Origin of the sequence: Ktedonosporobacter rubrisoli, assembly GCF_004208415.1 — a bacterium.
Taxonomy (GTDB): domain Bacteria; phylum Chloroflexota; class Ktedonobacteria; order Ktedonobacterales; family Ktedonobacteraceae; genus Ktedonosporobacter; species Ktedonosporobacter rubrisoli.
On the sequence record NZ_CP035758.1, the window covers coordinates 5,648,486 to 5,675,432 of the forward strand.

The 26,947-nt window shown below is 54.4% G+C and carries 24 protein-coding genes and 1 pseudogene; 19 read left to right on the forward strand and 6 right to left on the reverse strand.

The genetic code is table 11. The annotated features are described in order from the left end of the window. Nucleotides 1-79: 79 nt before the first annotated feature. The 4 genes from EPA93_RS24600 to EPA93_RS24610 all read right to left on the reverse strand — a co-directional run bounded on the left by EPA93_RS24600 (nt 80) and on the right by EPA93_RS24610 (nt 4,023). Nucleotides 80-859 (reverse strand): SAM-dependent methyltransferase, encoded by a 780-nt coding sequence (locus tag EPA93_RS24600; protein ID WP_129890044.1) that lies wholly within the window; start codon nt 857-859, stop codon nt 80-82. 86 nt (nt 860-945) lie between these two features. Then, nucleotides 946-1,086: a hypothetical protein gene (locus tag EPA93_RS48555; RefSeq protein WP_165423369.1), complete on the reverse strand. Its 141-nt coding sequence runs from the start codon at nt 1,084-1,086 to the stop codon at nt 946-948. A gap of 222 nt (nt 1,087-1,308) precedes the next feature. Then, nucleotides 1,309-1,860 carry a GNAT family N-acetyltransferase gene (locus EPA93_RS24605; protein ID WP_129890045.1) on the reverse strand — a complete coding sequence of 184 codons (552 nt, stop codon included), beginning with the start codon at nt 1,858-1,860 and terminating at the stop codon, nt 1,309-1,311. Nucleotides 1,861-1,983: 123 nt separating this feature from the next. Continuing rightward, complete coding sequence (locus EPA93_RS24610) at nt 1,984-4,023, reverse strand: PAS domain-containing sensor histidine kinase (protein WP_165423370.1); 2,040 nt, start codon at nt 4,021-4,023, stop codon at nt 1,984-1,986. A 538-nt stretch (nt 4,024-4,561) separates the two neighbouring features. Between EPA93_RS24610 and EPA93_RS24615 the strand changes: the two genes are divergently transcribed. The 10 genes and pseudogenes from EPA93_RS24615 to EPA93_RS24655 all read left to right on the forward strand — a co-directional run bounded on the left by EPA93_RS24615 (nt 4,562) and on the right by EPA93_RS24655 (nt 14,415). Then, complete coding sequence (locus EPA93_RS24615; RefSeq protein WP_129890047.1) at nt 4,562-4,780, forward strand: hypothetical protein; 219 nt, start codon at nt 4,562-4,564, stop codon at nt 4,778-4,780. 43 nt (nt 4,781-4,823) lie between these two features. Continuing rightward, nucleotides 4,824-5,186, forward strand: a complete 363-nt coding sequence (locus EPA93_RS24620; RefSeq protein ID WP_129890048.1) for a DUF488 domain-containing protein — start codon at nt 4,824-4,826, stop codon at nt 5,184-5,186. 358 nt (nt 5,187-5,544) lie between these two features. Further along, the gene (locus tag EPA93_RS24625; RefSeq protein WP_129890049.1) at nt 5,545-6,714 is read left to right on the forward strand and encodes a hypothetical protein; all 1,170 of its coding nucleotides are present in this window, start codon (nt 5,545-5,547) and stop codon (nt 6,712-6,714) included. Nucleotides 6,715-6,876: 162 nt separating this feature from the next. After that, on the forward strand, nt 6,877-9,162 hold the full coding sequence (gene fdhF / locus EPA93_RS24630; RefSeq protein WP_129890050.1) for a formate dehydrogenase subunit alpha: 2,286 nt from the start codon (nt 6,877-6,879) through the stop codon (nt 9,160-9,162). Nucleotides 9,163-9,330: 168 nt separating this feature from the next. Further along, nucleotides 9,331-9,405, forward strand: a pseudogene (locus tag EPA93_RS51050) (4Fe-4S binding protein); the annotation flags it as partial. A 30-nt stretch (nt 9,406-9,435) separates the two neighbouring features. Continuing rightward, entirely contained in the window at nt 9,436-10,140 is a 705-nt protein-coding gene (locus tag EPA93_RS24635) for a 4Fe-4S dicluster domain-containing protein (RefSeq protein ID WP_242527488.1), read from the forward strand. 13 nt (nt 10,141-10,153) lie between these two features. After that, nucleotides 10,154-10,711, forward strand: a complete 558-nt coding sequence (locus EPA93_RS24640; RefSeq protein ID WP_129890052.1) for a QcrA and Rieske domain-containing protein — start codon at nt 10,154-10,156, stop codon at nt 10,709-10,711. After that, complete coding sequence (locus EPA93_RS24645) at nt 10,708-11,028, forward strand: hypothetical protein (RefSeq protein WP_129890053.1); 321 nt, start codon at nt 10,708-10,710, stop codon at nt 11,026-11,028. Before EPA93_RS24640 ends, EPA93_RS24645 begins: the two co-directional genes overlap by 4 nt. A 131-nt stretch (nt 11,029-11,159) precedes the next feature. After that, nucleotides 11,160-11,867, forward strand: coding sequence for an HPP family protein (locus EPA93_RS24650; RefSeq protein ID WP_129890054.1), 708 nt, complete (start codon nt 11,160-11,162; stop codon nt 11,865-11,867). Between the two features lie 103 nt (nt 11,868-11,970). Continuing rightward, entirely contained in the window at nt 11,971-14,415 is a 2,445-nt protein-coding gene (locus EPA93_RS24655) for a DNA polymerase domain-containing protein (protein WP_129890055.1), read from the forward strand. A gap of 52 nt (nt 14,416-14,467) precedes the next feature. On the opposite strand, the gene EPA93_RS24660 is transcribed toward EPA93_RS24655, so the two are convergent. Next, the gene (locus tag EPA93_RS24660; RefSeq protein WP_129890056.1) at nt 14,468-14,713 is read right to left on the reverse strand and encodes a hypothetical protein; all 246 of its coding nucleotides are present in this window, start codon (nt 14,711-14,713) and stop codon (nt 14,468-14,470) included. 172 nt (nt 14,714-14,885) lie between these two features. Next, nucleotides 14,886-15,104, reverse strand: coding sequence for a hypothetical protein (locus EPA93_RS24665; RefSeq protein ID WP_129890057.1), 219 nt, complete (start codon nt 15,102-15,104; stop codon nt 14,886-14,888). A gap of 300 nt (nt 15,105-15,404) precedes the next feature. Between EPA93_RS24665 and EPA93_RS24670 the strand changes: the two genes are divergently transcribed. From EPA93_RS24670 to EPA93_RS24710, 9 genes are all read left to right on the forward strand, one after another. After that, the gene (locus EPA93_RS24670) at nt 15,405-16,946 is read left to right on the forward strand and encodes a helix-turn-helix domain-containing protein (protein WP_129890058.1); all 1,542 of its coding nucleotides are present in this window, start codon (nt 15,405-15,407) and stop codon (nt 16,944-16,946) included. A gap of 547 nt (nt 16,947-17,493) precedes the next feature. Further along, nucleotides 17,494-18,975: an isochorismate synthase gene (locus EPA93_RS24675; protein WP_129890059.1), complete on the forward strand. Its 1,482-nt coding sequence runs from the start codon at nt 17,494-17,496 to the stop codon at nt 18,973-18,975. A gap of 39 nt (nt 18,976-19,014) precedes the next feature. Then, a complete protein-coding gene (gene menD / locus EPA93_RS24680; protein ID WP_422877896.1) occupies nt 19,015-20,829 on the forward strand; it encodes a 2-succinyl-5-enolpyruvyl-6-hydroxy-3-cyclohexene-1-carboxylic-acid synthase in 1,815 nt (604 codons plus the stop codon). Nucleotides 20,830-20,838: 9 nt separating this feature from the next. After that, nucleotides 20,839-21,678 carry a 2-succinyl-6-hydroxy-2,4-cyclohexadiene-1-carboxylate synthase gene (menH, locus tag EPA93_RS24685; RefSeq protein WP_129890061.1) on the forward strand — a complete coding sequence of 280 codons (840 nt, stop codon included), beginning with the start codon at nt 20,839-20,841 and terminating at the stop codon, nt 21,676-21,678. Between the two features lie 48 nt (nt 21,679-21,726). After that, the gene (gene menB / locus EPA93_RS24690; RefSeq protein ID WP_129890062.1) at nt 21,727-22,545 is read left to right on the forward strand and encodes a 1,4-dihydroxy-2-naphthoyl-CoA synthase; all 819 of its coding nucleotides are present in this window, start codon (nt 21,727-21,729) and stop codon (nt 22,543-22,545) included. Between the two features lie 14 nt (nt 22,546-22,559). Continuing rightward, nucleotides 22,560-23,699, forward strand: a complete 1,140-nt coding sequence (menC, locus tag EPA93_RS24695; protein WP_165423371.1) for an o-succinylbenzoate synthase — start codon at nt 22,560-22,562, stop codon at nt 23,697-23,699. Nucleotides 23,700-23,701: 2 nt separating this feature from the next. Further along, nucleotides 23,702-25,255 (forward strand): o-succinylbenzoate--CoA ligase, encoded by a 1,554-nt coding sequence (locus EPA93_RS24700; protein WP_207229199.1) that lies wholly within the window; start codon nt 23,702-23,704, stop codon nt 25,253-25,255. A gap of 239 nt (nt 25,256-25,494) precedes the next feature. Then, nucleotides 25,495-25,773 carry a MoaD/ThiS family protein gene (locus tag EPA93_RS24705; RefSeq protein ID WP_129890064.1) on the forward strand — a complete coding sequence of 93 codons (279 nt, stop codon included), beginning with the start codon at nt 25,495-25,497 and terminating at the stop codon, nt 25,771-25,773. Between the two features lie 43 nt (nt 25,774-25,816). Beyond that, nucleotides 25,817-26,923 (forward strand): WD40/YVTN/BNR-like repeat-containing protein, encoded by a 1,107-nt coding sequence (locus tag EPA93_RS24710; RefSeq protein WP_129890065.1) that lies wholly within the window; start codon nt 25,817-25,819, stop codon nt 26,921-26,923. Nucleotides 26,924-26,947 lie beyond the last annotated feature (24 nt).

Below are 26,947 nucleotides of genomic sequence, written 5' to 3' on the forward strand. Positions count from 1 at the left end.
ACCACATCCAATATGGCATCTGGCAACTTTCACGCGTGTAAATTAACAAGCAAAGTTGCTTGTCTCCCCATCCTTGCTGTCAAGGCCGACGAACCACTACAAACATCTGTTCGGTGATTACTGACGGATTGCGTCCCATCCTCGCCTCTTTCAGGAGCAACTCCGCCACCTGTTCTCCCAATTCTGCCTTCAAAGCTTCCTGCTCTGCAAGCATGCCCTCATAGATTGCCAGCCTTCGAGGCTGAAAATCAGGGGTCGGCTCTATCACTTCAACCACGCCACCTGCATCTGTAAAGATCTGCTCAGGGCCACTCGGAGTTGAAGTTTCGCCAGGCCGATGCCCGACAAAGACAGTTGCCACAAAGCACCTTCCAGGTCGCAAGAGGCGCAGAATCTCCCGCGCTACCGCTGCGCCGGTTGGCGCCATGCGAAAAGCATCGACGCACATGACAGCATCAAAGCAGGCATCTGGCAATTCTGTCTTAGCATAATCACGTAACAAGAAGGTCGCGCGATCCTTCACGCCAAATAGCTCGGCCCGCTGCCTTGCGTGTTCAAGAGCCACCTGCGAGAAATCGATTCCTGTCAATGACGCCCCTGTCTCGCGTGCCACCCACAACCCAGGCCCACCCCGTCCACATCCCAGATCGGCAAATACCTGACCCGGCCCCACACACAACGCTTTGGCGATGCGGCGCAACAACGGCAGTGTCGTAAAACTGAACTGATCGACTTCCTCACTATAGTCACTGCCATAGACTTCACGCCAAATCCGCCGCCGCGTGGGACTATTAGGATCAGCGGCAAAGATGGCATCAAACGTTTCTCTGGTCAGCACTTTCGACTCTGCATCATGCATAACTTTCCTTCCTTGAAGAAAGAGTGAAACTGCGGATAAGATCAAACGTTTCTCTGGTCAGTACTTTGGCTCTGGCCAAACGCAGCTCAGGCGCGAGCGAACATCGCCTCACTATCATCCTGCTGCACCCGGCACAGTAGCAAGCGTGTCGTCTTTATCTCGCTAAAAATGTGCGCATGTTCGGCATGCTTGAGAGGCTCACCATCAAGCACAGAGAAAATAGACACAGGGGCTTTAGCCTTTCTTTGTTTTCCATAGCTTTCTTCCTTAAGGCTCACTTGACCAGCGAACACGTATGTCCTGATTATACACTATATAGCTGCCATTCACCTTAATTTATCAGTAAAGGCGTGGTAGCTGCTTATAGGCAATGAGTGCCACAATTAACAAAAAGCCACAGAGTCAAGAAGGATTGTATTTGCAATGCAGAGGTGAATGCGCAAGCTGCGCTACGTTGTAGAGACAACTGGCAATTGAAAGACTGCTGCACTGGCAAGCGCGCGCTCGCTCTTCTCAAAAAGCGTAATACCGCAGACACGGCCCTTCACAAAAGCCAGATCGCTTACCACATGAAAGCCAGCCTTTTGGATACCACGACCGGAGGCAATATTGCTGGGCATGTAGCCAATCCAGAAACGTTCAAAGGATTGTTCCTGCTGAATAATGGTTTGGAGCAAACGCGGATAAATTCCCTGCCCTCGCCAGGCGGGAAGCGTCCGAAAACTATGGAGATAGCAATTGCCTGCGGGAAGCGCAAAGTACATCCCCAGGTCGCTAATACTCCCTTCTTGCGTTGCTACCCAACCATAAGCCACGGGCGCCTCGCCCATAAAGGCCAGGTAGGGCCGATTTCCCTCCTGCAGGCGAGGAGTAATAGCTTCTAGAGGGCGATTGGTAACTTGGGAGATTAAGTGGATATCGCTTGAAAGATGCGCAGAGAAAGTTGGCAGCGGCGCAAGATCAGGCAAGGGATCGCCACGCCACCAGGTAGCAAACGTCATTGAACAATAGACCTCCTTGAGTGAGACAGTAGTCATTATACATTGCAGACTGAACAAAAGCCAATCTCCCCATTGGCAGCACGCGGGGCCTGGGGCTCTCGCGTGCTCACGCTCTGCGTGCGATTATGAGCTTTCGGCAGGCAGCGTAATGAAGAAGGTTGAGCCACGGCCCTCGGTAGCCCCAAACCAGAGCCGCCCACCATGGCGTTCTACCAGTTCTCGGCAAAGATAGAGGCCCAGACCTGTACCAGCAATGCCATACGCCCGCGCGTTAGCCGCCCGCGTAAAGCGATCAAAGATATCTACCTGTGATGGCTGCGGAATACCAATCCCATAATCGCGGATACTGATTAGCACATCATTAGCCCTGACATCCTTACGCAGCGTTATCTCTATCGGACCGCCCTGTGGGCTATACTTAATCGCATTCCCGATCAAATGGCTCAAGACTTGCTCGATGCGCACAGGATCAACCGAAACAAACAGACGTTCCAACGAAGTGAAGATCATCAATGTATGACGGCTCGTCGAATCCTGCAGGCGAGCCACCACCTGCCGAACCAGCGCCACCAGATCGGCTGACGAGCGCTGCAAGGTCAACAGGCCAGCTTCCAGGCGCGTCACATCGAAGAGATCATCGGTCAGCTCAGTCAGATAGACCGAGGCATTCAGAATACTACGTATGGCCTCCAGTTGCCACTCGGTGAAGGCAACGCTATCCTCGCGTACAGCCTGTTGCACCAGCGTCTGTGCAAAATCCTTCACGAGGCCCAATGGCTCCCGCAGCTCCTGAGCAATCAAGCTAATAAACTGATCCTTCAGCTGCTCTCCCTCATGCAAGGTCGTTACATCCTGCATTACGACAAGCGCTGCCACATCCAGTTCATTAGCCGCCTCCTCAGGCTCATCGGTTATCAGTAGGCTTAACAACTCTCCACTCAGTCTTACCGCGTTTATCAGCACCGGAACAGACTTATTATCCTGACGCCTGATCGCGACCCAATGGTCATGCACAGGCCGACCGCTACGAATGACGCGAAAGGCCGCCATCTGTTCCCTATCTTCCTGGCTGCCATCATGCTTAAAAACAGCCAGGCGCTGCTGCTGCAGGAACTCTTGCATAGGTTGCCCGATTTGCCAGAGCGCCCCCCAGAGCTCGGCAGCAGCCCGATTAATAAAAACCAGCCGAGCATCCTGTCCCCGCACGAGATACACGCCATAGGGCAACTCATCAAGGATCAGCTGCAACATAGCCCGCCGCGCATCATTCTCCTGCGCGCGCCGACGCTCAACCTGCTCAAGAAGATAGCGCTCCGTCACATCGCAACAGACCACCACGGCCCCAAGCACCTGGCCCTGATTATCTATGATAGCTCTGGCAGAGATATGCACATGGCGCGGATCCTCATGCCCCTTGCGCGCATAGATATGCACCAACTGGCCAGGATTAAGCTCCTCACCCTGGAAAACGCGCACCAGCGGCCAACGCTCAGACGGCAAGAGGTTTTCCTGCTCATCATAGGCGCAGACATGGATACCTCCCGGATCAATAGAAAAAGGCATTCCTGGCAGGTATTCCCCGGCAAATAGCTCTCGGCCAGCCGTATTGACATAAATCGGCTGGCCCAAAGTATCATAGACATAGACAGCATCGTCCATATGCTCAAAGACTGCCTCAAGCAGAGTAACGCGCTCCGCCAATGCGCGCCCTTTCTGCTGCTCGTCAGTAATATCGGTCCCCACACACATCAGCTCATAGAGCTCGCCATCCGGTTCGCGCAATGGCAACAGGCGCACGCGAAAAACGCGGAACTGCCCATCGTAGCGTCGGATTCGACACTCTATAATCTCTTCCGCATCAGCCCCCGTGGCCATTGCAGTACAGGCCTCCTTGATTCGCTGCTGGTCCTCGACATGTACAGCAGCCAACCAGCTCCACATAGACTCGCTGGCTTGCCCTGTGAAAGCCAGCCAGGCTGCATTATCCTCTTGCGCCTCTTGCCTTTCCGCCACAAACCAGAGCAGATCAGCAGTCGCAGCAGCCAGGGCGCGCAAGCGATCAGCGCTGTGTTTAGGGCTCATCCTCTGGGATATGGCCGCTTGATCTGAAAGCGCATCATCCCCTTCTCCGGGAGGACCCATAAACTGCTGCTCGTGCTCCATCGTACCTTTCCTCGCCGGCATATTTAGTTGACCAATACAATGACATTACCAGGAACCAGGATTTTTGCATGATACTCCCCATAGAGATGTTGCATACTTGAGCTATGTGCAACGAAGAGGCAAGGCAATAAGCATCCATGCTTCTCTGACTACACATTTGTTACGGACTTCTTTCTTTTAACGACTCAGCTATATAGTAAAGCACCTGAGCACACCGCGTCTACGAAGCATGACCCCCTTTTTGTTCAGGCAGGCCAGACCGCCGCCCCAAAAAGCCTGATCCCGGCTCTGAAGGCAGAATTGCCCATTGTTCCTCTCTGCTATACTACTATATAATGATGATACACTAGCCCATTTTGCGAGGAAGCATTACATAATCTTGCTAGCTCTATCTCCCAACTTCATTTGTGCCTCAGAAAAGTTAACTACAACGCGTCTGTCAGGAAATCGTGGAGAAACCTCTCAGGGTTGAAGTGAAGTCAAAAACTCTTTATTATTGTAGCATAATCATGTTTAATGAGGTATAAGGAACAGAAAAATGATTGACAAAAGAAACGTATTTGACGAGGAAGTCTTTACTTATCGCCTCACTAAGGACAATAAGGTCTTTCTCTTCTGGTACAATAAACATGTCAAGACCTTAAAAGGACCTGAAGCTCAGAAATTTCTTCGCCAGATCGCCGGGGCCGAAAAAACAGAGCAACAGCTTATCATGGCGAAGCTGACAGGCAATTTTAAACGCGGTAATGAGCGTTAAGTCACAAAAGTTCCTACTGCAGCAAGAAACGCTGAGGAGTACTATGAGCGAACACATTGCAATCAAGCGCGCCTACGATGAGCCCGCAACAGAAGATGGCAAGCGCATCCTCGTTGATCGGCTCTGGCCGCGCGGCCTCTCTAAAGAGCGGGCTCACATCGACTTATGGTTAAAAGAGGTAGCTCCTAGCAGCGAATTGCGCAAGTGGTTTGGCCACGAGCCAGAAAAATTCGCCGAGTTCCGCCGGCGCTATACCGCCGAACTCAGCGCCGGCCAGGGCCAGCAAGCACTCGACCAGCTCGCCGCAATAGCCCGGCAAGAACCTCTTACTCTCGTATATGCCGCGCACGATAGCGCTCACAATAACGCTGCCGTGCTGCGGGAGCTACTCAGTCAGGTTCATTAGCCTGATCCTCAGTTTTGGGGAGAGCCGGCTCACTCCTTCCCAAAACTGGGCCCCATGCCGCCAACAAACTGCACCATAATTAACCCTTCCACCTAGCCCACAGCTCAACCCGGAAATCGCCTTAAAAATCCCTTAAAATCACCCTTGGGTTTGCATTCACCTATGTTTACAAGCTACTATTTCATATGAAACGTCGTGATATATGTATTGTGCAGCAACGTGAATCGTTCTATCATGCGATGTCAAAGCATATCTGTCAAGAACAAAAGTCATACTATCTAGCTTGCTATCATGGAGATGATAGGAAATAAGACAACAACAATACTCTCCTCTCTAGAAACTGGAAGGAATAAGTAATATGGCACAATCCTCTGTACAGGCCACCATGCAAGAGACGCGCGCGGCTCAACCGAGCCCCGGCAAACGGCGCAGCAACCTGCGCCTGCGCTCTATTTTCTATGGCATTCTGGCGGCAATTGTTGTTACAGCGCTGATCGCCATAGGGTCGCGTGGCTTCCATTGGTTTGATGCAGCGCTGATCGGCTACGCAGTCGCGACAGTCTTCGCGGTTGCCGCCGTCACCTATAAGTATTCGTTCTGGCTCATGCGCCCTCCCACAGGCCGCTACTGGAAAAGAAGCTGGCAACTATTTCTCTCCTATGCCAACTTTCGGCGTTATACCACACTGATTCCAGGAGCGATAGGCGATCTTTTCGTCCAGAGCTTTATTCGTAGACGTGGGCTCTACCGCTGGCTAACGCACCAGTGTATCTTCTGGGGCGTTATACTCTCCTGTCTTATCACGTTCCCGCTGACCTTTGGCTGGCTGCGTTTTACGCAGACTACTACCGGACTCTATCAGGTCTGGTTCTTTGGCTTTCCGTTGATTGTATTTCCAGTGGCCTCGGTACAGGGCTTTGTGCTCTACCACGCGCTGGATATCACAGCCCTGATCCTCTTTGTAGGTCTGGTTCTGGCCTTTCATCGACGCTTTCACGATCTTGCCTTGATTGCCGTTCAACGCTTCCGCTTCGATCTGGTTCCGTTGGCGCTCCTGATGGCTATCGCCGTCACGGGCCTGGCTCTCACTGCAGATAGCTCATGGCTGCGCGGCTCCTATTACTGGTATATCTCACTGGTCCACGAGGCCGTCGTTGTCCTCTGGCTGATTTCGCTCCCATTCGGAAAATTCTTTCATCTGATCGAGCGACCGGCAACAGTTGGTATCGAGCTTTACTGGCGCACCGGCGAAGAGACTGAGAAGCAGCACTGTGCACGCTGCGGCCAGGAGTTCGCGCCTGTACGCTTCATTCAGGACCTGAAGAAAACGCTTTACGAAGTTGGCGAGAACTACACGTTGCGCGATACTCCTGCCTTGCCAGAACAGAAGCTAGCCGCCAACGCTTCGCCGCTGGAACGCGAGACGAGTAAGCTGTGGTGGCAGGATCTCTGTCCCAGCTGCAAGCGGGTGATGCGTGGGCAAGCAAATCTCGCAGCCCTTGGACGCGAGGGAAACAAGTTTTTATAACGCCTGCAGTGTAATGAAGTTATATATGTCTTGCCTACTTCAGCAGCTTTATGGGCCAGGCATATATCCCGATATTGTAACAAACCAACACCAGGACAATCTCGCCCGAGCTTGTCTGATTGGGCCTGTGCGATGATTGCCAGCTTAGATTGGAAATTCCATATGAGTGTAGATAAAGGTATCTTCCGTCGAAACAAGCAAGCGGAGACGTTCGACTTTCACTCAGGTCAGCGACCGGCACACTGGAAGTCGGAAGAGCAGATAGACCGTTATGTCCCAACCCACTGCTGCTATTGTGGCGTGCAGTGCGGTATGTATCTTAAAGTGGCCAATGGCAAAGTGGTTGGCGTAGAACCCCGGGCCGATTTCCCGCTCAATCATGGCATGCTCTGCCCCAAAGGTTCAACCGCTTATCAGACAGTGAACCACCCTGACCGTCTGACATACCCTCTAATGCGCCGTAATGGCAAAGACAGCCCTTTGGAACGCGCCAGCTGGGATGAGGTCCTCGACACTATCGCCAGGCGCTTTCGTGAACTACAGGCCCAATATGGCAATGATACTGTGTCTATTTACAGTGGCTCTTCAATGACCAACGAGAAATGCTATCTCATGGGCAAGTTTGCCCGTGTTGCGGTAGGCACGCGCCATACAGACTATAACGGCAGGCTGTGTATGTCTTCGGCTACCGGGGCCAATGAGCGCTCGCTGGGCATAGATCGCGCGGCCAATCCGATCAGCGACATGCTGCACGCCGACTGTATCTTCGTGATCGGGGCCAATGTCGGTGAATGCTTCCCGATCACCACAAGCTATCTATGGCAAGCACGCGATCGCGGCTGCAAGCTGATTGTCGCCGATCCGCGCCAGACGCCAATCGCCCGTACCGCTGATGTCTATCTCCCCTTGCGCTCAGGTACCGATTCGGCTCTGCTCAATGGCATGCTGCACGTGATCGTGAAAGAGGGGCTTATCGACGAAGATTTTATTCGCGAGCGCACAAACGGCTGGGAAGAGACGATGGCTCTGGTCGAGCAATATCCGCCCGAGCGCGTGGCCAAAGTCTGCGGCCTGCGGCCCGAAGCCATCGTTGAGGCGGCGCACATGTACGGACGAGCCAATGCGGCGCTGATCTACACGGCACGCGGCCTTGAGCACCAGAGTAAAGGGGTTGATAACGGAGTTACGGCGGCCAATCTGGCCCTGGCTACCGGCAACTTTGGTCGCCCAGGTGCCGGCTACGGCACCCTGACCGGCCAGGGCAATGGTCAGGGTGGGCGCGAGATGGGCCAGAAGGCCTCGCAATTGCCAGGCGAACGCGACGTCGAAGATCCGGAGGATCGGGCCTACATCTGCTCCGTCTGGGGCATTGATGAGAAGGATCTGCCCCATTCTGGCTATCCGGCGACCCTGATGATCCCGGCCATGCTGCGCCAGGAGATACGCGCCTGCTTTATGATCTGCTCAAACCCGATGGTCTCGCTGCCCGATCAACATACAGTCGAGCGCGCGCTGCGCGGCCTCGATCTGTTTGTGGTCACCGACTTCTTCCTTTCGGAGACGGCCGAGCTTGCCGATATCGTCCTGCCAGGCTCCGTGTGGGCCGAGGACGAGGGTACCGTGACCAGCTTGGAAGGGCGTGTCATTAAATATAACAAGGCCGTTGAGCCTCCCGGCGAGGCACGGGTTGATTGGGAGATTGTATGCGACCTGGCGCGGCGCCTGGGTAAAGGCCAGTACTTTGATTTTCACTCGGCGCGCGACATCTTTAACGAGCTCCGCAAGTGCACAAAAGGGGCCAAATCCGATTACTGGGGCATCACTTATGAGAAGATTGCCGAGCAAAACGGGGTCTTCTGGCCCTGCCCGAGCGAGGACCATCCAGGCACGCCGCGCCTTTACGAAAAGCGCTTCGGCTTCCCTGATGGCAAAGCACGCTTCCATCCAATTCCCTATATTCCGCCGGCCGAAGAGCCCAACGCCGAATATCCCCTGGTGCTGACTACCGGGCGCGTGATCTACCACTACCTCTCGGGCAACCAGACTCGCCGCACACCATTCCTCAAGGAGATGGCGCCGTATCCCTGGGTTGAGATACATGAGCTGACGGCCGCGCGCCTAGAGATCAACGATGGCGATTGGGTTACGGTTAGCACGCGGCGGGGCGAAATGACGGCCCCGGCCCTTGTCGTGCGTTCGATTCGCCCCGATACGCTGTTTATTCCTTATCACTACGGGCATACGCAAGCAGTTAATCAGCTTACTAATCCTGTATTGGAGCCGATGCTGAAGATTCCTGAATACAAAGTATGTGCCGCAAAGGCAGTTCGGGCCAGCCAGAGGCCGGATTGGGCTAAAGATATAGACGTCCATGAGCTCATTGAGGCCCGCAAACATCGGCATGAATTGCCGATGGCGCAAAACAAACCGGTCCCGACGTTTCGTTAGCATCTCGGGAAGAGCAGATCAGGCCTTTTATAGATATGTATAAGTCGCAGCAAGGCTGATGCGGCTTGTGCAGGAGCAGAGGGCAAAGATGTCGGTAGCCGGGATACAAGGCTCTGGCTTTGCCCCAACGGCTCGCCCGCCCTGAGATAAGAAGGTTAAGTAAAAAATATGGTTGATACGATTAAAAGGATCTTCCTTGATCCTTCACGCTGTATAGGATGCCGCTCTTGTGTTGCAGCCTGCCGCGAATGCGACACGCACAAGGGCGAGAGCATGGTTTATATTGATTATGTCGAGCGCCACAACACAGTGGCCACCTCGCCGTCGCTGTGTATGCACTGCGAAGATCCCCTGGCACCCTGTGCTCAGGTATGCCCGGCACAAGCCATTCTGGTTAGCCCCGATGGAGTAGTGCAGTCAGCCGATGAGACGCGTTGTATCTACTGCGAAAACTGCGGTTATGCCTGTCCCTTTGGGATTCCCAAATTTAACATGGCAGGCCACTATATGCAAAAGTGCAATCTATGCTACGACCGCACAAGCCAGGGGAAAGGTCCCATGTGCGCTACAGTCTGCCCTACCCAGGCAATCTTCTACGGCACATATGAGGACTGGCTTGAGGCCGGCCGCGGTAGGCAGGGAGCCAAACCAGTCAATACTTTCTACTTCGGTCATCAGAGAGTACGCACGCGCAACTACGTGGTCATGACGCAAGAGGATGAAGGGCTAGACCTCCTCGCGCTGGTGGAAGAGGCAAATCTAGGTCAGGGCATGCACCTGCCCGCTCCGACTGCCAACGACAATTATGAAGAATGGGTCCCCGCCGAGACTGCCGGGATACCAGAGCGGGCAGCACCACCACAACCCTGGACGCCACGCACGCCTGAGCCGCAACCCGGACGCGAGCCGGTGCCCAGTCATTCGACCAATAGAGTAGCAGAACCCATTTCAGTAGTGCGTGTGCCTACGAACTTTTAATGAAGGAGACAAGATGATACAAGAAGTAGATCCACAGTCGGAGGCCACGAAACAACGCAGGTCCACAGGGGAGGCAAATCCGCCTGCTCGGCGCAATGAAGAATGGCGCGAAGAGTTCCCTTATCCCTGGGATGAAGACGAGATTGTGACGAGACGCGATACGCTGCGCTTCTTACTTGGCGGCTCAGGGGCGCTCTTTGCCGCCACTGGCATTCTGGCTATCTTAGGCAATCTGCCCAAGGGGCCTGACGTCCAGGCAGTTCCGGTAGCCAAGTTGGGCGAGCTTAAGGAGAACGAGTGGAAGGTGTTTGATTTTCCCGATCAGTATGCCCAGGGCATTCTTATCAATTTACCGCGCAAAGGACTTGTAGCTTATAGCGATGTCTGCACCCATCTCTCATGTGCGGTGGTCTACCGTGAAAACGGAACCCTGCATTGCCCATGCCATGAAGGTCTCTTCGATGCCAGTACAGGCAACGTTCTGGCCGGTCCCCCAACGCGTCCCTTGCCCCTTATCGAGCTGGCAATTGAGGGCGATACGATCTATGCCGTCAAGGTGGTGCCAAGATGAGCAAACGCATCCAAATCCATCAACCAGTCGCCAACCCCGATGATCCGCCGGTGCAAAAACCGCCGCAAGGACCCAAGGGTCCCTTGCCTGGCCCCAATTATCTGGGTCTGGCCGGGCGTATTGCGATTGTACAGGGGCAAGTCTTTATCGTGGCGATCATTCTCATCGCACAGCTCTGGATTATCACTGATGCCCTGTATGAGCTACTTTCGGGGCGGACAGATTCGCTGGGCTGGCTGACCCTGGTAAGTGCGATAGGCTTTGCCTTGGCCTTGCTTGTAACTTTCTGGCCACGGCGAAGCATCGAGGGATCGTAAGGCTCGACATCGCCTATAACGAGCCCCGCTATTGACTATCGCGGGTATGCAGAAACAAACCTGCGATAGTCACGTTTGAGCGTCCCTTAAGAAAAGAGCAAAGGGTATTATTTTTGCCAAAAGGAAATGCTATGGACCCAGAGACCCGCCCACCATCACAGCCAACACAAGCGAAACCGACATCTCCTTTACCCCCAGGCTATGCTCGCATTGATCGCGAGCATCCTATTGGAGGCCAGATGTCGGATATCGTACAGGGCCTCTTTACGAGAACACGCTTGCCCTGGCTGCTCCAGCATCACTCGCAGGTCGCCGTGCTTGCCATCTTTAGCTTCATCAATGGCTGTATCAGTATCGGACTGATGTCCATTCTTGCTGTTATTACCGGCTCGCCCTTCATCTTTCCCTCGCTCGGCCCTACTGCATTCCTCTTTTTCTATACGCCAACCGCGCCCAGCGCTTCGCCACGCAATACGCTGGTTGGTCACGCCGTTGGCGCTCTAGCAGGCTATCTCAGCCTGATAATTACCGGCCTGACAACGGCAGGACCCGCGCTCTCGGTCGGGGTTACCTGGCCACGCGTCTTTGCGGCAGCACTCTCGCTCGGGCTCACGGCTGGCGTTATGGTTCTGCTCAAGTCGCCTCACCCTCCCGCTGGCGCTACCACGCTGATCGTTTCGCTTGGTATCCTCAAGGAGCCCTGGCAACTGCTACTGCTCATGATTGCCGTGCTTCTACTTACCTTACAGGCTATCGCGATTAACCGGCTGGCAGGCATTCCCTATCCACTCTGGAGCCCACTGCGCAATCCGCCTGCCGATCTGGGCAAAGGAACCTGATAGGGAAAAGCTTTAGCCGGGGCAGCGTTGCTTGAGTAAATGCGCAAGCACATGGTATGCTTAGAAGAGATGTTCTTATCTTCAAGACAGATCAGGAGCTTGCATGCAGTCATTTTCGTCAATTGCCTCCGCTGACAGCCAGGCACATAGAGATCAGGAGTGGCTCTTTGGCTGGGACCCAACGCCGGGAATTGTCTCGGTCTGGGCCCAGCGCGACGGTCGCGCCATCATCTGGAGGCGTGACGGCGAGAAGGTTCACGCTTCTACGGCTCGCTTTCGCCCCTGGCTGCTCGCTACACACCTGCAAGATCTCGCGCACCTGGGACCGGCTTTGCAAGAGGATAACGAGCGCGCCGGCATCAGCTACCAGCGCTTAACTGGCCCAGAGGGCTCTTATCGCTATTTGCTCTCTTCCTACGATGGGCGCAGGCTGGAACGCGCTGTACTTGACGGAGCAACCCGCCGCCTGGGCCAGCCTGTGCAAAGCATCAATAGCCTGACCGAGACCTATTATCGAGTTGGCCCGGTGGAGCAATATCTTATCCAGACCGGGTGCGTCTATTTCCGTGGGCTGACCTACGAGAATCTCTATAGGCTCCAATTCGATCTGGAAACCACGGCTCTCGATCCCCATCGCGGGCGCATTTTCCTGGTTGCCATACGCGATAATCACGGCTTCGAAAGCATATTGGAAGCGCCGCGACCCGAAGATGAGAAGCAACTGATTGTTGATTTGTGCGAGCTGATACGCACAAAAGATCCCGATGTGCTGGAGAATCATAATCTCTTTGGCTTCGACCTGCCTTTTTTGGAGCAGCGCGCCAGCAAACTTGGCGTTCCACTCTTGCTCGGTCGGCGCGGCGCTCCACTGCCATTGGAGCGCTATCAGGAAACGCTGGCAATCGGTCCCGAAGCCCGCAAACGAACGCGCTACAGTGTGGCGGGTCGCGAGCTTATCGATACGCTTGATGCTGTGCGTCGCCACGACTTTGTGGTGCGCGATATGCCCAGCTATAGCCTCAAAGATGTTGCGCGCTACTTCGGCATCGCCTCAGCCGAGCGCGTGTATATCGAGGGCAGCGCTATCTTCGAGACTTATCGCCGCAATCCTGAAATGGTTAAACATTATGCTCTAGATGACGTGGCTGAGGTGGATGGTCTCTCCCTGCGCCTGCTCGGAGCTCCTTTCTCCCTGGCAAGTATGGCTCCCCGCCGCTACGAGCGCCTGGCCTCGGCTGGTCCGGCGATGGGCATTCTCGAACCAATGCTTGTGCGCGCCTATCTGCACACAAATACGGCCTTGCCCTGCCAGAGCGGGCAGCAGCCCACCGATGAGAACTTGCATGCCGGAGGTGCGGTTCATCTTTTCGAGTCTGGCATCGCTGAGCATGTGGTTAAGGCCGACGTGGCTTCGCTGTATCCCTCGCTCATGCGCACCTTCCAGATCGGCCCGGCCAGCGATCACCTGGGCGTTCTGTTAAGCATCCTGGGGCGCCTTACCGATCTCCGCCTGACGCATAAGGCTGCGGCACGCACTGCAGACGAGGGCTCGGTCGAGGCAAGACACCACGAGGCGACCCAGGCCGCAATGAAGATTCTTATCAACGCTGCCTATGGCTATATGGGCGCTGGCTCTATGGCGCTCTTTGCCGATAACCGGGCCGCCGGTGAGGTCACGCGACGCGGGCGCGAGATCCTCACACAGGTCCTCGATGCGCTGCGCCAGCGCGGTATGGCCCTCATTGAGGCCGATACTGATGGCGTGTATTTCGCCGTTCCATCTGATTGGAGCGAGGAGCAGGAGCGGGGTCTGGTCAGGGAGATTGGGGAAGAGCTTCCTAATGGTATTCGGCTGGAATATGAGGGGCGCTATCGTGCGATGCTCAGCCACGAGGTGAAAAATTATGCCTTGCTTACCTACAGTGGCCGCTTGATAGTTCACGGCGTGGCTCTGCGCTCCAGCCGCACGGAACCCTTTGGTGAGCGTTTTTTACGCCAGGCCCTCACTTGCGCGATGACTGGCGATATCGTGAATCTGCACAACATCTATCTGGAAATCGTCTATGCTCTGCGCCAACGCAAATTGCTAGCTACCGATCTGGCTACCCGCGTGCGCCTTTCCAAAACTCCCGAAACGTATATGGCCGCGCGCGCAAATCATCCCGAGCCAGCCTACGAGGCGCTGCTTAATGCCAGGCGCACGCAATGGTACCCCGGCGAGCGCGTACGCTTCTATCGGACCAAAGGCAAGCGCTATATATGGCTTCCAGAAGAGACGGCTGAGACCGCTACCTATAACGATTGGCAGGAAGAAAAGGGACAGAATGCCTTGCCATCTCATGACGAGGTGGCTCAGCGCCGCGATTATGATGTCGACCACTATCTGCAAGTCCTCGTGACGTCCTATGCCGCACGCTTGCGTAAAGCCTTTGCCCCAGACGATTTTGCCCAGCTCTTTCGCCTTGACGGCCAGCCTGGCTTGTTCGATCAGCCAATTGAGAATATTCAGCCACGCTGGATTCGTTGCCGATCAGCCGAGGTAAAATGATCTCTCTCTATGTGGGCTAGATGCTGCTGCCGTCTTTCGGCATTATGGGCTTTTATGGGTGCGCTTGTCGCAGGTCTAGCAGGTAAAGATGCTCTCGTTCATCATAATAGAAGGGTATTTTGTTGTGCTGAAGCCAGTTTACACATTGCTCAAAAAGATTATCCGCGAGGCGCTTTTCGCCAGGTGTGGATGTCATTTGCTGCAATAGTCTTGCCTGGTTGAGCTGATCAAGGATTAAAAGTGTCTGCTCTCTTGATGGCTTCTTGACTTCATGATCAGTGCTGTTACGTTTAGGCATATAATTTCCTTACCTTCACTACCAGGTTGTTTCAAAGTTGTTGAAAGGGTGATATCCGCAGATGCTCGCTTGTCGCGGGCTCTATGTATCTATCCTCCGACAGCGATCCACAGGGAAATGCTGTCGTGTCGAAATAGATAGCAAAAACCAGTTGAGAAATATGTCTTCTTTGCTATCCAATCAGGCGTTGATATATCTCTACGATGGTCTCTCTGGCCGCCTGCTCGCCCATCAGTTTCTCCAGCCGCTCCTGGTAATTTCCAAGCTGTTTATAGCGAGAGTGGATAATATCATGCCTGGAGGCTACGGCAAAGCCGCTGAGGGCTCTATGTAGCGCCTCACATTCCTCCTCAATCTGCTGACGTACACGCGCAACTTCGCTTTCCTGCATGGCTCGTTTCCTTTCCATTAGCCTTTTTCAATCCATAGCCAGCGTTGCACATTCCACTTTTGGCAGGAGTATCAATTGAGCAAGCGGAATCTTGTGCAACACTCCCAATAGATAGCTAGTTCCGCCTACCTGTTTTTATCCTCCACTTACCTGCTATCATTTTAATCATAAATAACACTATAATATCGTCAAATATTGATAGCTTTTATATACAAATCATATTAGTGTCTGCTTGTTGCAACACATGTAATAAATACGTACACTCTGACTAAAGAGGATAAGTGGTGTTTGAGAGAACATATGCAAGAAAATCATTGGTGGATCAAGCTAGGCTTTCCACCTTTCCCCCAGGGGAAAGATGGCTTCCCGTGCCCGGGACCAGTCACCAGGTACTATCGCCAGCAGACGCAACGCGCGGATGGGAAACCCTGGACGCAGAAAGATTTGGCCTACACTCTTGGCATTTCAGTCCAGCAAGTAGGCAACATGGAGAGCCATGATATTGGCTTTACGCTAGAAAGAAGGCGCTTTCTAGCGCAACAGTTCCATATTCCCACTATGCTCTACGGCATAGTCACGCTGGAGGAGGTCGCTGCGCAGTTTGAAGAGTGCTTCCTGCTCTTTGAAAAAGGCAAGGATGGCTTCCCACGCCCGGGGCAGGTCACCAAGCACTATCGCTACTTGAAATTACACAGTGATGAGCGACCGTGGACGCAGAAAGATTTAGCATATGTTCTGGAGATTTCAGTACAGGAAGTAGGCAATATGGAGAATCGCGATACAGGTTTTACCCTGGAGAGACGGCGCTTTCTGGCCAGACTATTTGGAGTTCCGGCCGCCCTGTATGGCCTTATCACGCTTGAAGAAATTTTAGAGCATATTGAAAGACAACAATTTCCCCAGCAGCACTCATCAGTTCTACACTCTCTAGGAAGCACTATCGATCTCAAGGAGTTCCAAATAGCGCTAAGAAAGCATCAGAACACCGACCATGCGCTTAGCGCCCAGGGGGCAATTCCAGAACTTTCTATGCGCATAAGCAAGCTACAAAACGCTATCCCTTCCCTCTCAGGAGCGGAGAAGCAGCAAGGATATATTGTGTTAAGCAACTATCATCAATTTCTGGCGCTCTTGCTGCGGGACATGCAAAACTTTTCAACAGCGCTTCCCCATCTAGACAAGGCTCTCTTATTAACAAGCCAGTTAGCGGGCCGCCAGAGTTACGAATTACGTGCGCTCGCCCTTGATCGGCGCGGCACGGTGCTGCTCGACAAGGGCATGGTAACAGGCGATAGGCAATTATATATCGAGGCTGCCGACAACTACAAAGAGGCTCTTCGCTATGAAGCCCATCTCTCTTCTTCAGTTTTGGGGGCTCTTCTCTTGCGTGGCGGCCACGCCCTGGCACTCATAGCCAGCAGCGAACAAGAGCATACAAGAGCCTTGCAGATGATCGATCGGGCTACGCGCATAGCACGTCCGGGTGACGATCCCTATGGCCTGAAGATCGATCGCGAACGCTGCCACATCGACAAAGGGGCTGCACTCATTGCCCTGGGCCATCCTCAGGATGCCATCGATGAATTAACATGTGTAGCTGATAACCCAACCTTTAAGCGCCGTACCGCCTATCGGGACATTCTCCTGGCTCAAGCATACCTACAAAAGCATGAATATAGCTATGCTGCATTCCTGGCCACAACGGCGCTCCCTGAGATTCAGGGGATTAATTCGAGTATTAATCTCCAGCGAATCATTGATATCTATCAACATTTAAAACTGAGTCCTGGTAAGGATGATCTTGAGGTGGCCAGGCTAGAGTGGCGCCTCCGGGCCCGCTAAGGCAAGTTCTAGCTGCCCATCTCCAGTTTTCAGAGCTCGCTCTTTCGTCAAGCAAGCGCAGCCGTCTCTTTCAGCAGTGCGCAAAACGCCTGGGCCACGGGGAAATGTCGGAAAAATGTCATAAAAATGTCGTGGCCATGTCTACCGATCTGCGCTAGAATAGGCAGAGCTGACCTGGCAAACTGCTTCTGCATATCGTTATTGGGGATCACTCGCTATAGCGTACGGGACCGTCCGCGCGGCTCTGCCCATTCTATACAGGCCTGGGGAGAACCCTCGCTGCTTATCACGCTAAAAGCGAGATCTCTGAGGGCTCCCTTGCAGGCACTATGTACAGCCAAATTTGCTATGAGGGGCTCTTCTCGACGCGCCGAGGATACTTAGTGAGGACCCTGAAAGCCATTGGCGCGTCGTGCTATAATAGTATAGGCATTTGCTTTTCGGCTCCTGGCTCTTCACCATTGCCGCTGCACATAGCCCCCTGGGTCAGCTTTCAGCCCTTACGCAAATTATGTTATCGATCTCTGCTTAGGGACGTGTAAAGAGTATGGATATAGTTTTTATTGATACACCGGAGACAAGCGATGTTGCCGGACTGTGGTCAGCTTACCAGCATCGCGAACAACTGCTCACCATCCTGCGCCAGGCTTCACAGAAAGCCGCTATGCTGCACCACAAGGTGCTTGCCAGTCTCACGCTTCCCCTCGCTTCAGGAAATGCTCTGCTGCTTTTTAGAGCTCTTAAACATATGAGGTTGGGAGAAACTTTCTTCTGGGCCCGTCCCGAGGAACAACGAGCCTTCGTGGGGTCAGGCGTTGCCTTCGCCATAGAGACGACAGGTGCAACGCGCTTCCAGTCTGCAACATGTGCATGGCGCGATCTGCAGGCCAAGGCCGTAATTGAGTATAGCCCCCAATGTGCTGACATTGGTGGCCCTTTGCTTTTTGGTGGCTTTGCCTTTGATCCTTTACGTCCTCGCACGCGACTCTGGGCTAACTTCCCTGACGGGCTTCTGGTCTTGCCCCACCTCTATTTCCACTACACCGGCACTAGAGCTGCACTTACGCTCAATCAACTTGTTTCCGCATATGACGATGTTGAGCTCCTGGCTGATGAGATCGTGGGGCAATTACAGGGTCTGCACGCTACCATAGCTGACATTGCGGAATCACAGCTGAGTACGGATGGGCCAGATGTACAACTTATTGCACAGGATATCCTGCCAGCCCCTGTATGGATTAACAAGGTAGCGGAGGCGGTGAAGAGCATCAGGCAGGGGGCTTTTGAGAAAGTCATCATGGCCCGCGGCATACAGGTTGTCAATAAGGAGGGGGACTTCGATCTCAGCACGACGTTACAGCAGCTCTGCGAAACCTATCCAGAAGCGCATATCTTCGCTTTCCAGCGTGGTCAACAGACCTTCATCGGTGCTACGCCTGAACGCCTCCTGCAAACGCAGCATGAGCAGTTACTCACCATGGCTCTTGCTGGCTCCGCACCGCGCGGAGCTACCGAGGAGGAAGACAGGCAGATTGGGGAGGAACTGCTGAACAGCGAGAAGAACCAGATTGAGCATAAGATCGTTGTGGCCACGATACGCGATACCCTCTCTGCACTCTGCTCAGAGATACGTTTGGAGGGCACCCCTCGCCTACTGCGACTCAAAAATCTTCATCATTTGATAACGCCGATTGTTGGTACTCTGCATCCCGATCGCTCAGCGCTTGAAGCTATTGAAAGTCTGGCTCCAACGCCTGCCGTGGGTGGCTCTCCGCGCGAGGCGGCCCTTGCATTTATTCGCGAGCATGAAGATCTGGATCGCGGGTGGTACTCTGGAACTGTTGGTTGGATCGATACGCACGGAAATAGCGAGTTCGCCGTTGCTCTGCGTTCGGCTCTGGTCAAGGGCAACGAGGCCACGCTCTTTGCTGGCTGTGGAATTGTGGCCGATTCTAATCCTCCTGGCGAATATACTGAGTCCTGCTGGAAGTTCCAGGTTATGCTGCGCGGCTTAGGCAGTAAGGATTGAGGGGAAAATATGTCAGGCATACCTACCCAGGAAGAGGATATTGCTAATCCCACCTACGCTTATGTAGGTGCATTTATTGATGAATTGCAGCGTGCTGGCATCCAGCATGTTGTTATCTGTCCCGGATCACGCTCAACTCCTCTTGCGCTAGCAATGGCTTCACAGCCAGCCTTGCGCATCTGGATGCATATCGATGAGCGCTCGGCGGCCTTTTTCGGGCTTGGCCTGGCTAAACAACTCCACCAGCCTGTGGCCCTTCTCTGCACATCAGGTACGGCAGCTGCGAATTTTCTTCCAGCAGTTGTAGAGGCCAACCTTACCCATATCCCGCTGCTGATCCTGACGGCCGATCGGCCTCACGAGTTGCGCGATTGTGGAGCTCCTCAGGCTATTGAGCAGAACCGGCTCTACGGCTCTCACACAAAGTGGTTTATGGATGTCGCGCTTCCCGAGGCCAGCGCGGCGGCGCTGCGCTATATTCGCACTATCGCCAATCGTGCAACGGCCCTTACAATGGCGATTCCTGCCGGTCCGGTGCATCTAAACCTTCCCTTTCGTGAGCCCCTGACACCCGATCCACTACCAGATCAGCCATTGCCCGAGGTAAGTCAGCGCTCGCCTCTCGCCTGGCATGGTCGTCCTGAGCATGCGCCCTACGTGAGAGTAAGCGATACTCCTCTAGGAGCCCTGGCCGCTGAGGAGCTTACGCGCCTGGCTGCACTTATAGGAACAAAGCCGCGCGGGCTCCTTGTGGTTGGACCTTGCGATAATCCTGCTCTAGCTGAGCCGCTTCTACAGATGGCCCATACGCTTCACTATCCCGTACTGGCCGATCCGCTCTCCCAGCTACGCGGCGACCCATCCGCGCAAAGTTCTGTACTTACTAGCTATGATGCCTTCTTGCGCATCGAGAGCTTCATCGCCCAGGCCGAACCAGAACTGATCATACGCTTTGGCGCTATGCCAACCTCCAAGCCCTTGCTCCTCTATATGAAGCGCTACGCCGTGTGCCCGCAGATCGTAATCGACGAACATGGTGGCTGGAACGATCCGACCCAGCTTGCCAGTGAGTTTATTCATGCCGACCCGCCCACGTTGTGCCGAGCACTGTCTAATCTGCTTATGGATGGAGCTGAGAGCTCGGCTGAAGCCAAACAGGCCTGGCTCACCAGTTGGCAGCACACGGACCAGCTCACGCGGCAAGCCCTGCTGACAAGTATGCACGATCTTCCAGCGCTCTTTGAGGGGCGTATCTTTAGCGAGCTCGCCGAACTATTGCCCGCAGAGAGCACGCTCTACGTGGGCAATAGCATGCCGGTGCGCGATCTCGATACCTTCTTCTGGCCGGATCAACGCCACATACGCTGCCTGGGCAATCGCGGCGCCAACGGGATCGACGGCGTTGTTTCCAGCGCCCTGGGTGCAAGTGCCGCCACTAGGAATAAGCAAGCTAGCGTGCTGGTCATTGGGGATCTTTCGTTCCTCCATGATCTCAATGGGCTCATTGCGGCCCATCTACACAAGCTCAGCCTTACCATTGTCCTTGTCAATAACGATGGTGGTGGTATCTTCTCGTTCCTACCGCAGGCGGCGCACCCTGAGCACTTTGAACAGCTTTTCGGCACACCGACCGGACTGGATTTTCGCCCGGCCGCGCAGATGTATGGGGGCAAGTTTCAACGCGTCAAGGACTGGCAAGGGTTCCGCGAGGCTATCAACGAGGGAATTGATCGCGGCGGTTTGCACATTGTCGAGGTTCCTACTGAGCGTAGCAGCAATGTACAGATGCACCGCCAGCTCTGGCAAGCAGTTGAGAAGGCCTTGCAAGCAGCAAGCGTAGCAAACGGAAGGTAGTCACAACCGATGCGGACTCAACGTCTCAAGATACACGGCCAGCACTTCGGGGCCGTGGTATGTGATGGTCGTCAAAACGACAAGGGCGGGACGCTCGTACTGCTGCACGGCTTCACGGGCAGTGCGGCCGGCTGGGGCGAGCTACTCACGGCATTTTCAACTTCTGGCCTGCGCGTCATTGCTCTTGATATGCTCGGGCATGGCCTGTCGGATGCCCCGAAAGAAGTTGAGCGCTACAGCATGGAGCATTGCCAGGCAGATATTATAGCAGTGCTACAGGAGCTCGGCGTGAGTCCAGGGACGGCGATCCTGCTTGGCTATTCGATGGGAGGACGCATTGCTCTGTATTGCGCTTTTTCGGACTTTTTCCGCGCGCTTGTGCTGGAAAGCGCTTCAGCGGGCCTGGCAACGGCTGAAGAGCGCGAACAGAGGCAGCGCAGCGACGCGGCCCTGGCCGAACGCATCGAGCGGATAGGGATCGAGGCCTTTGTGGCCTATTGGGAACAAATCCCTTTATTTGCCAGCCAAAAAAATCTGCCAGCTGAGCGGCGAGCCTCCCTGCACGCCCAACGGCTCAATAATCGGCCTCAAGGCCTGGCTAACAGTCTGCGCGGCATAGGTACAGGAGTGCAACCAGCTCTCCACGAACGCTTAAGCGAGCTCGATCTGCCAGTCTTGCTTATCACTGGCGCGCTTGACCCAAAGTTTTATACAATTGCTCGCCTGATGGCTCAGCGCCTTCCACAAGCGCAATTACATATCGTCGCCGGAACTGGGCACACTGTCCATCTGGAGCAGCCTGGGACCTTCGTTCAGCTGGTACAAGATTTCTGTACCACAGTGCTATGATAGATACTGAATCTCATAGTATTTTATATCATCAAAGGAGATAAATGGATGTCAATCAATTGGGAAAAAGTTCGCGATTACACCGACATTATTTTTGAGAAGGCCGAGGGCATCGCTAAAATTACGATCAACCGGCCCGAAGTGCATAACGCCTTTCGCCCCGAGACACTCAATGAGATGATCGAGGCCTTTAGCATCTGCCGCGAGGACCCGGAGATCGGCGTGGTTATTCTTACCGGCCAGGGTCGAAAGGCGTTCTGTTCAGGTGGCGATCAGCGCGTACGCGGCGAAGGTGGTTATGTGGGTGGCGATGGCGTGCCTCGCTTGAACGCTCTCGATCTGCAAAAATCAATCAAATACTTGCCCAAACCGGTTATCGCTATGGTCGCTGGCTACGCCGTTGGTGGTGGCCATGTCTTGCATCTCCTCTGCGATCTGACGATTGCCGCTGATAACGCACGCTTTGGCCAGGCTGGTCCTCGCGTTGGCAGCTTTGATGCCGGCTGGGGTGCAACCTATATGGCACGCGTAGTTGGCCATAAGAAGGCACGCGAGATCTGGTATCTCTGCCGCCAATATTCGGCCCAGGAAGCTCTGGATATGGGGCTCATCAATACAGTTGTACCGCTGGAGAAGCTGGAAGAGGAGACCATTCAATGGTGCCGGGAAATTCTTGAGAAAAGCCCGATTGCTCTGCGCTTCCTGAAGGCATCCTTTAATGCCGATACTGATGGCCTAGCCGGATTACAGGAACTTGCAGGCGATGCGACGATGCTCTTCTACATGACCGACGAAGGCAAGGAAGGGAGAAACGCCTTCCTTGAGAAACGCAAGCCCGATTTTTCCAGATTCCCGCGCCTTCCCTAAGTAAGGGAGACGTCGTGATAACAATTGTTGCCCTACACTGGTATCCCTACTGCATTCCATTGCGCAATGGCTTTACAACGGCTCACGGTCCACTACATAAGCGGGCCGGAGCCATCGTAGAGCTCATTACCTCGGCGGGTATCCATGGTTTGGGCGAGATTGCGCCTTTACCGGAATTTGCCGGGAGCAACCTGTGCGAAGCTCTTAGTGTGCTTCCGGCGCTGGCCGCTAGCTGGCCCGGCCTGACTCTCAAGCAAGCCGCAGAAGAGATTCGAGCAGGCTTGGAGTCTGGTTGGCTCCCTCCTGCGGCTGCCTGTGGCCTGGATACCGCCTTACTTGATGCCCAGGGACAATTAGCACAAGTCAATCTGACTGAGCTTATGCAGCGTGAAGAGCAAGCGGAAACTGTGCAGCAGCGCCTCGACATCCCGGTAAATGCTGTTATCGGCACCACCGATATCGAGGCAACTATCGTGAAGGCGCGGCAAGCCGTGGCGGCTGGTTTTCGCTGCCTCAAGCTTAAGGTAGGCTGCGATACCCATCTGGAAATCGAGCGTATAGGTGCGCTGCGAGCGGCTATTGGCCCGGCTATTGAGCTGCGCCTCGATGCTAACGAGGCCTGGAGCTTTGAGCAAGCGGTTACCATTCTCACAGCGTGCATCCAATTCGCTATCCAATACGTTGAGCAGCCGCTCAAGGCCACCGATCTTAGCGGGATGCGCCGCTTGCGCCAGACCGTCCCGATACGCATTGCAGCTGATGAAGCGCTGCATGATCTGGCCAGCGCGCGAAACATTCTCGCCGCCGAGGCTGCTGATCTGCTGATTGTAAAGCCACAACTGGCCGGCGGCCTACGTATGGGACGCCAGATTATCAGAGAAGGAGCAGCACTTGGCATCGATAGTATAGTTACTAGCACGATCGAGGCCGGTATTGGCCTGGCTGCTGCGCTTCACCTGGCCGCCGCCTCACCCGAGATTACGCTGGCCTGTGGCCTGGCGACCCTACCCTTGCTGCGCGACGATCTGCTAACAGGTTCGCTTGTGCTTAAGGATGGTATGCTTTCTGTGCCTTCCGGCGCGGGACTTGGAGTGCAACTGGACAGAAGTGCGCTCGCCAGGCATGCAAGCGAAGCTTTATCTCTTCGAGGTTGACGGTGAACATAACTGATAGAACCGAGACATTGTTACCAAACTGGCTCAGGCGTTGTGCCGAGAACCGCCCGGACCATCTGGCTGTCAGTTGCGGGTCCGTGCGCTTGAGCTTTGCCGAGCTGGATTTTCAAGCGAGCCGGCTGGCGCGCCAACTGGCCTCCATAGGAGTTCAGGAGGGCAGTCGCGTCGCCTTGCTTGCCGCGAATGGTTTGGAGTTCGTAGCTTGCGTGCATGCTTTGACGAGCTTAGGTGCGATTCTGGTACCGCTCAATATACGTCTGTCGCGGGAGGAGTTACGCTGGCAGCTAAGTGATATCCAGGCCGCCTTTCTGTTGAGCGATCAACGTTATGCTGAGGTCGCAGCGGCGCTTCACATGGCCTTGCCCGGAATACAGCCCGGCTTGCTGCTCAGCGAAGCAGGCGAGGTCAGGTTACAGGACGCGGCTAGCCTTGACGTTCCTTTACGCACCTTGATTGATCTCACAGCTACGCAGGCCATTATTTATACCTCTGGCACTACTGGGCAGCCCAAGGGTGTGATCATTACCTACGGCATGCAGTGGTGGAACGCGCTTGGCTCAGCGCTCAATCTCGGTCACAGGCCTGATGATTGCTGGCTGGCCTGTATGCCGCTCTTCCACATTGGCGGACTTTCTATTCTTATGCGCAGCGTAATCTACACGATCAGTATTAGCTTGCATGAGAGATTTGATGCCGTCGCCGTTAATCGCGCAATTCAAGAGGACAACGTTAGCATTATCTCAGTTGTGGCGGTTATGCTACAGCGCATGTTGTCGGCGCTGGATGCGAGCCAGAACGAGCAGGGCTATCCGGCAACGCTGCGTTGTGTGTTGCTTGGCGGCGGTCCTGCGCCACGTCCATTACTTGAAGACTGTGCGCGCCGGGGCATTCCAGTCGTGCAAACGTACGGTCTCACCGAATCCTGTTCCCAGGCCGTAACGCTCGCACCGGCGGATGCCTTGCGCAAACTTGGTTCAGCTGGGCGGCCGCTCTTGCCTGTCCAGATTCGTATTATGCAAGATGGGCGCATTGCTGCGGCGAATGAGGCAGGCGTAATTTATCTCAAAGGCCCCTCGATTACACCCGGCTATGCCAATCGTCCCGAGGCCACGGCTAAAGTGATGCATGAGGATTGGCTCTCGACGGGTGACATGGGCTATCTTGATGAAGATGGCTATCTCTACGTGCTTGATCGTCGGACGGATTTGATTATTTCTGGCGGGGAAAATGTTTATCCGGCCGAAGTTGAGTCTGTCTTACTGGCTCATCCAGCTGTGGAGGAGGCCGGAGTTTGTGGGAGAGAAGATTCGCAATGGGGCCAGATTCCTATCGCCTTTGTTCGTCCTCGTCACGGCTGCAAGCTTCATGTCGAGGAGTTACAAGTCCATGCCGCTCAGCACCTGGCCCGTTACAAGCAACCACGGGCGATCTATCTTGTCGAGGAGCTCCCGCGCAATTCGTCAGGAAAGTTGCTGCGGCGCGAGCTTCCTCATTTGCTGAAACAGCTCACTCTCGCTCAGCAGGGCAAAAGCTGAGGATAAAGCTCGGCCAGCTCATCTCACATGGCAGATATCCTCCCCTGAACCGTGGCGATCTGACAATGGTCGCCACAACCCTCACTATCTCCTTAGCACGCCCGGCAAAATAGCAATATAGAAGAAGAAAAAATTTTGCAGATCGGTGATACTAGAAGAAACTATGCGGGATACGAGCTAAAAGACCATGCTCGGTATGTTGTACCTGGTCCTCTATAGCCAGGTAAGGGAGGTTGTGTATGGCAACAATCTTTTTTCCACAAGTTTTACGTCCACGCGTAGGCAATCGGGCCTCGGTAAGTATTGCCAGCGGCGGCGGGACGATCCGCGAGGTTATTGATGCGCTTGAGCAGGATTTTCCCGGTCTGCGCTTCAATCTTTGCTATGAAAGCGGGGCAATACGTCCTTACGTCAACATCTTCTTGAATCGCGAGAATATCCGCTACTTGCAAGGCCTCGATACACCTGTACCCCCAGAGGCCAGAATCCACATCTTGCAGTCGGTAGCTGGTGGTTGATTGGTCCAGTAGAGAGAAGTTACTATTCAGTAGGAGGAATACCATGGCAGCTCATAAAACCTATCCCCACGGCACTACAATCGTCTCGGTCGGCACCAAGCGGGGCCTCTTTTTGCTCACATCACAGGATAGAGAACGTTGGAATATAGAAAGCACGGAGCTGAAAGGCAGTCGTGTCTACTATACGGTTTTAGATCAGCGCGCCGGCTGCCGGCTCTTTGCAGCAGATAACGGCGATTTCTTTGGCTCATTTTTACGCTATAGCGATGATTTCGGTCTGACCTGGAAGGAGCCTGCGCAGAATATTCAGTTTCCCCAGGAGCAGGGACAAAGCCTGAAAAACATCTGGACTATCGAGCCCGGACGAGCTACAGAAGCGGATACGCTCTACGCGGGAACCGATCCGGCGGCACTCTGGGTCAGCACTGATAACGGCAAGACGTGGGACCCTGATCCCGGTCTTCTGGCGCATCCAACCTATCGGAACTGGGAGCCAGGCGCGGGTGGGCTATGCCTGCATACGATTGTTGCTGATCCCTCCAATACAGATAGAATGTGGGTGGGTATCTCTGCGGTGGGATGCCTGCGCACTGACGATGGCGGGCGAAGCTGGAGCTTCGCTAACAAAAACGTGCGCGCCGGTTTTCTCCCCGATCCCTATCCCGAGTTTGGCCAGTGCATCCATCGTATGGTACAGCATCCGCTGAAGCCTGATGTATTGTATCAACAGAACCACTGTGGTATTTATAAGAGCCTGGACGGCGGGAATGAATGGATCGATATTCAAGCCAATCTTCCTTCCGAATTTGGCTTCCCCATTGCCTTAGATGCTCACCATCCCGAGACACTCTTCGTGGTCGTTGAAGATCCCAGCGCTCGCCACAACGTCACTGAGCAATTCACGGTTTATCGTACAGAGAACGGGGGCGAAAGCTGGGAGCCGCTTACACGGGGACTTCCCAGAGGGTCTGGAGTATGCTTAGGGGTATTACGCCATGCGATGTGCGCGGATACTGAGGACCCGTGCGGGGTTTACGTGGGAACCAATACGGGTCAGCTTTTTGCCAGCAATAACCGGGGCGAGAGCTGGCAACTTATTGCCGATTTCCTGCCTCCTATCTATTCGGTGACAGTTGCCACACTGGGTTAACTAACACTAAGTAGGCTGGTCTCC